Annotated in this window: 7 protein-coding genes; all 7 read right to left on the bottom strand. The window is 69.9% G+C overall.

The window, feature by feature from the left end; translation table 11 throughout:
* A partial coding sequence (locus tag VF202_08315; protein ID HEX7040099.1) for a hypothetical protein occupies nt 1-513 on the bottom strand: 513 nt, incomplete at its 3' end.
* Nucleotides 491-1918, bottom strand: coding sequence for a phage portal protein (locus VF202_08320; GenBank protein ID HEX7040100.1), 1428 nt, complete (start codon nt 1916-1918; stop codon nt 491-493). The genes VF202_08320 and VF202_08315, both read right to left, overlap by 23 nt.
* Entirely contained in the window at nt 1915-3003 is a 1089-nt protein-coding gene (gene terL, locus VF202_08325; protein HEX7040101.1) for a phage terminase large subunit, read from the bottom strand. Before terL ends, VF202_08320 begins: the two co-directional genes overlap by 4 nt.
* A 58-nt stretch (nt 3004-3061) precedes the next feature.
* Complete coding sequence (locus VF202_08330; GenBank protein HEX7040102.1) at nt 3062-3520, bottom strand: helix-turn-helix domain-containing protein; 459 nt, start codon at nt 3518-3520, stop codon at nt 3062-3064.
* Between the two features lie 3 nt (nt 3521-3523).
* Entirely contained in the window at nt 3524-3928 is a 405-nt protein-coding gene (locus VF202_08335; protein ID HEX7040103.1) for a hypothetical protein, read from the bottom strand.
* Between the two features lie 74 nt (nt 3929-4002).
* Nucleotides 4003-4359 carry a RusA family crossover junction endodeoxyribonuclease gene (locus tag VF202_08340; GenBank protein HEX7040104.1) on the bottom strand — a complete coding sequence of 119 codons (357 nt, stop codon included), beginning with the start codon at nt 4357-4359 and terminating at the stop codon, nt 4003-4005.
* Nucleotides 4356-4775 (bottom strand): ATP-binding protein (locus VF202_08345; protein ID HEX7040105.1); only part of this gene is annotated, 420 nt, incomplete at its 5' end. The genes VF202_08345 and VF202_08340, both read right to left, overlap by 4 nt.

Raw genomic sequence — 4775 nt, forward strand, 5'->3', positions numbered from 1 at the left:
CCCGTACTGGGCGGCCACCCGGCGCGAGGCCTCAACGTACGGCACGCCCTCCGCCTTCAGGTTCACCAGGCGGCGCGCGAGGAGCTTGGGGTCGGTGAGGTTCCGCCAGAAGACGCTCAGGTCGTCCTCGAGGATCCGCACCGTCTCCCTGATGAGGGTGTCGCGGCGGGGGTCGGTGGGGAGGAACCCGGCCCTGGCGGGCACGGTCTCGGCGATGCGCCTGAGCACCCACTGGATCTCGGCTTGCTCGAGGAGCTCCTCGGGTTCGATGGCGTACCCGAGCCAGTCGAGTTCGCCGGCGAGCCACTCGACCTCGAGCTCGTACAGCCTGGCCTCGATGACGAGGCGGTCGAGCAGCGGGCGCGCCGCGGCGAGCGCCTCCCTGAGCCACTTGGCGTGCAGTCGGCGGGCGGCCGTCCACACCTCCGGCGAGTACCGGCGGACGGCCGCCTCGACCTGCGCCAGGTGCCGGGCGCGCGCTAGGCGGGGGTTAGTCCTCGGCCGGCGTGGCATCGGGCCCGCCCGCGGCGAAGTCGCCGGCGGGGAGCATCGTCGTCGGCAGCAGCGGCTTGGTCTCGCCGGCCGGCTCGTACCCGAGCACCTGCCTGGCTTCCGCCTGGGAGAGGACGGGGGCGCCGGCGGCCTTCACGAGCGCTTCCACCTTCCGCATGAGCTGCTCGGCGTCGTCGAACGTCAGCTCGAAGTCGTAGTCCGTGATGCCGAGCCCGCTGGGGGCGGGGGCGTGGAGGATGCGGTTGATGATCGCGACGGCCGGCGCTGCGAACGGGATGAGCGCCTGCGTCACGAAGTCGTCCGCTTGTGTCTCGGCCGTCGCCCTGTACCCGCCTTCCGGCAGGCCCAGGTTGATGAGGCTGACGTGCCGCACTGCGAGGATCTCGTCGCGTGCGAGCTTCGCGGTGTTCGGGAAGGTGGGGTCCTCGAGCTTGTGGTCGAGCGCCTGCGCGGTGACGGTGATGCCGCCGGGGTACTGGAGGATGAGGTTCCGGCCGGCCATGTCGCCGGCGTTGGCCTCGAGGAAGCCGCGGACCTGCTCGAAGAGGGCGTCGAGGGCGTCGTCGCCAGGCTTCTGCCCCGTCCAGGTCGGATCCTCGGTGACGGTCACGAGGTAGCGAGGCGTGCCGTGGTTCTTGAAGAAGCCCTTGAGGTACCGCCTGTGCTGGTTGTCGACCTCGACGCTGTCACGCGCCGCGATCCAGGAGGGCAGGCCGTAGAAGCTCGACGCGAGGTTCGTCTGCCGTTGATGCAGGAACTCGCGGACTTCCTTGTCGGCGGCCTTGCGGGTGCCGAACGGTACGAAGTCGACCGGCTTCCCGAACGGGTCCTCCTGCCTGAGGACGAGGCCGGTGTCGCGCGCCTCGTACCAGACGAACTGCGGCAGCAGGTGGCTGACCTGCATGGGTTCGCGGCCGGCCTGGTCGCGGAGGACCTCGACGAACACGTTCCCGGTCTGGTCGTTCGCGACGCACAGGGCGCGGAGGAGGGCGGGCAGGTCGAGTTCGCTGGCGCCCTCCCGCCCGATCGTCTCGCGGGACAGCCAGGCCTTCGCGCGGCGGTAGTTCTCGTCGCTGGCCTTGTCGAAGTCGCTGGCGCGGTCGAGGGGCTGGCCGAGGGTGTCCACGTCGCGGGCTGCGAGGTCCCACTTGGCGCTGGAGACGGCGTCGGCGAGGAGGTTGCCGATCGCGCCCAGCCACGGCGAGGCCAGGTAGAAGTCGATCAGCTGCGACGCCGGGATGGGCCAGGGGACGCGGACGCGGGCGTCGTGCGTCTGCGCCGCCTCGCTGGGTTCGGCCTCCAAGGGCGTGTCGATGCGCAGCTGCAGGGCCGGCTCGAGGTCGAGGGCGGTCGTGGCGAACGCGCGGGCCCTCACGGCCGCGGCGCGGGGCTTGCTCTTGCTCATGCGGTGGCTCCCCTCACCCGGAACCCTGACGGTTCCGGAGCGGCGTACGCGTACGCGAGCGCGTCGACCATGTCGTCATGCCTCCCGACCGGGAACGCCAGCAGCTCGTCCTCGAACTCGCCGGGCAGACCCGGGACGTGTGTGACGAGGCCCTGCTGGTACCGGGCCTCGAGCGGCTGAAAACGCGTCACCTTGTCCCGGTCGGGCTTCACTCCGAGCACAGGCAGCTTCGTCGTGCGCAGAAGCTCCTGGATGACGGCGGCCTGGAACTGCACCTGCTCGATGGCGATGCTGCGTGGCTGCCACTTCCCTGCCATGCTCTCGACGAAGCGCAGCACGTCGTGGAACGACGCGCGGATCCTCTGAACGTCGAGGACGAACAGTCGCCCGTCCGTGGCGCGGCCGAGGACCGCGACGGCGGTGTAGTCCGCATCGGTCTTGGTGCTGATGGCGAGGTCTACGCCCATCGTGACACTCAGGCCGTCCGGGGCGGGCCCGTGCTTCAGCCAGGCGCGGCTGATGCGCGCGCCGCCGGCATCAACGAACTCTGCCAGGTACTCCTGGCGGAACACGAGCTCGGGCAGTTCGCGGCGGGCGTCCTCAATCTCGGCGGGGTCGATGTAGGGGTTCGCGCTGGTCGGCGCGGATGCGCTGAACCAGTCCGGGCGGTCGTCGCGCTGTCCGCGCTGGAACAGGTCGTAGAAGTAGTTGCGGCCCTTGGGGGTGCTGAGGAAGTCAGCCTCTCCCTTCAGGTCGGTGAGTGTGGGGCGGATGACGGCGGGCCAGGCCTCCTCGAGGCCGGGGACCATGGCGGCCTCGTCGACGATGACGCGCTTGTACTTGCGGCCGCGGACGCTGTCGGCGCGGTCGAGGCTCCAGAAGTCGATCACGCCGCCGCCCCACGTCTCGAGGCGCATGAGCTGCTCGTCCTTGTGCCGGATGGCCTCGCCGTAGAAGCGTTTCGTGTCGCGCCAGACCTCCTCGAGCATCTTGTACGTGGGGCTGAACCACGCCACGGGGTAGCCGTGCAGAGCGGGCGTGAGGCGGTGCACGCCGAGGACGGTCTTCCCGAAGCGGCGGCCCATGCAGAGCGCGTTGAAGCGCCGGAGCCGTTGGAGGACCTGTACCTGGCCGGCATGCGGTCTAGGTAGCCGGACCGTTAGGGTTCGGGTCGTCATACTCGACCTTGATCACGAGGTCACCGCCGCCGGGGCCGATCAGTTCGGTCTGGGTGCGCTCCCGGTACTTCTCCGGCCTGTGTGCCTTCAACAGCGTCACCATGAGCTGGTCGCTGTACTCACGTACCTGCCCGACCTTCTCGCCCTTCTGGTAGACGGGCTTCAGGACACCGTCCCTCGCGCGGCGCCAGGCTTCCTTCTCGAGGCTGTCGACAGCGACCTCTACCGCGTCGTCCCACGCGGCGGCGAACGCCTCGTCGGCCTTGTACCAGTCGTAGGCGGTGCTGCGGGGGACGCCGGCCTTCTTCGCGGCGGCGCTGACGTTCGCCATGCGGGCGAGCTCGGCGAGGAAGCGGCTCTTGCGCTGCTCGACCGAGTCCTCGCGGGCGCGTTGGCGTGTCCGAGTCGTCCGAGCGTCGGCCATGGCTCAGGCCCCGATCGTGATGACGGTGGCGCCCTCGACGCTGCCGTAGAGCTGGCGGCACTCGGCGCGCGTGATGACGCGCCTCGTGGTGACGAGTGGGTTGGCCTGCGTGGCGTGCGTCCATGCGAGGCCGGTGAGGGCCTTGAGGATGAGGTGCGCGGCGGTGTCGGCGTTGGGGATGCTCTGGGCTGGCCAGCTGGTCGGTGGTAGGTTCTCGTCCGACGTGTAGACGAGCAGGAGGTCGACGTGCACGTGCCCGTGCGGTACGAGCGGGTGGCCGCGGCGTCCGAGGCCGAGGCGCCTGGCTTCGGTGCGGACGGCGTCGACGTAGGCGGCCGCTGGGACGTTGTCTCGGCCGTCGCCGTTGCGTTCCCGGGATTGTGGCCTGCCTGGGATGACGATGCGCACCGCCGCCTCCTTCGCGGGGGATCGTGCGCCCCGGAGGGGCGGTGCTGGGTTGATGGTAGCAGACGATGTGATGGTCATGAGTCCCCTGGTATCTCCTCGATCTGGACGGTGAGCGCGCCGCCCTGGCGCGGCTCGGCGCGGACGATGGTGAGTCGGTCGATCTGGCTGTCGTTGGCGTAGACGCGGGCGAACTCGAGCGCGTCCAGCGCGGGCTTGGCTCGGTTGTCGACGTCCATGCGGCGTCGGTCGGGTGGGTGGAGGGTGAGGGTGACGGCGAGGCGTGCGGTGCCGAGGCGTGGGCTGCCTTGCTCTGCGACGGCGGCGAGGACGTCGGCGCGATACCGGCGGGCTTTGGCTGAGAGGACGGTGCGGTTACCGACGCGGCGCCAGCTGGTGTTGAGGGTGGGTGGCCAGGGGAGCTCGAGGGTCACCGGGGCAGCCTCTCGTCTCTGCCCTTGATTTCGGTGACGGTGCCGCTGGCCATGCGGGAGAGGATGGCGGCGGCGCTTTCGGGGTCTGGGGCGAGTTGGTTGGCGGCGTCGAGTGGGCGGTGGTTGGCGGTGAAGATGATGGTCTTTTCTTGTGACCAGCGGGTTTCGAGGGTGGCGTAGAAGGTTTCGTAGACGAATTCGGTGGGTTTGATCTTGCCGAGGTCGTCGAGGATGAGGATGTCGGGGTGGTGGAGGTGGGGGCGTGGGGGGCCGTCGGGGGCGAAGGATGCGCGGATCTGGGCGAAGAGGGCGGCGATGCCGTGGAAGGCGACGGTGTGACCGGTTTCGGCGAGGTGGTGGCCTGTGGCGATGGCGAGGTGGGTTTTGCCGTTGCCGGCGGGGCCCCAGAGGTAGAG

The organism is Trueperaceae bacterium, assembly GCA_036381035.1.
Taxonomy (GTDB): Bacteria; Deinococcota; Deinococci; order Deinococcales; family Trueperaceae; genus DASRWD01.

Bases quoted from the DNA above. Each gene is read 5' to 3' on its own strand.
- terL (HEX7040101.1), bottom strand. From the start codon at position 3,003: ATGGGCCGCCGCTTCGGGAAGACCGTCCTCGGCGTGCACCGCCTCACG.
- VF202_08330 (HEX7040102.1), bottom strand. From the start codon at position 3,520: ATGGCCGACGCTCGGACGACTCGGACACGCCAACGCGCCCGCGAGGAC.
- VF202_08320 (HEX7040100.1), bottom strand. From the start codon at position 1,918: ATGAGCAAGAGCAAGCCCCGCGCCGCGGCCGTGAGGGCCCGCGCGTTC.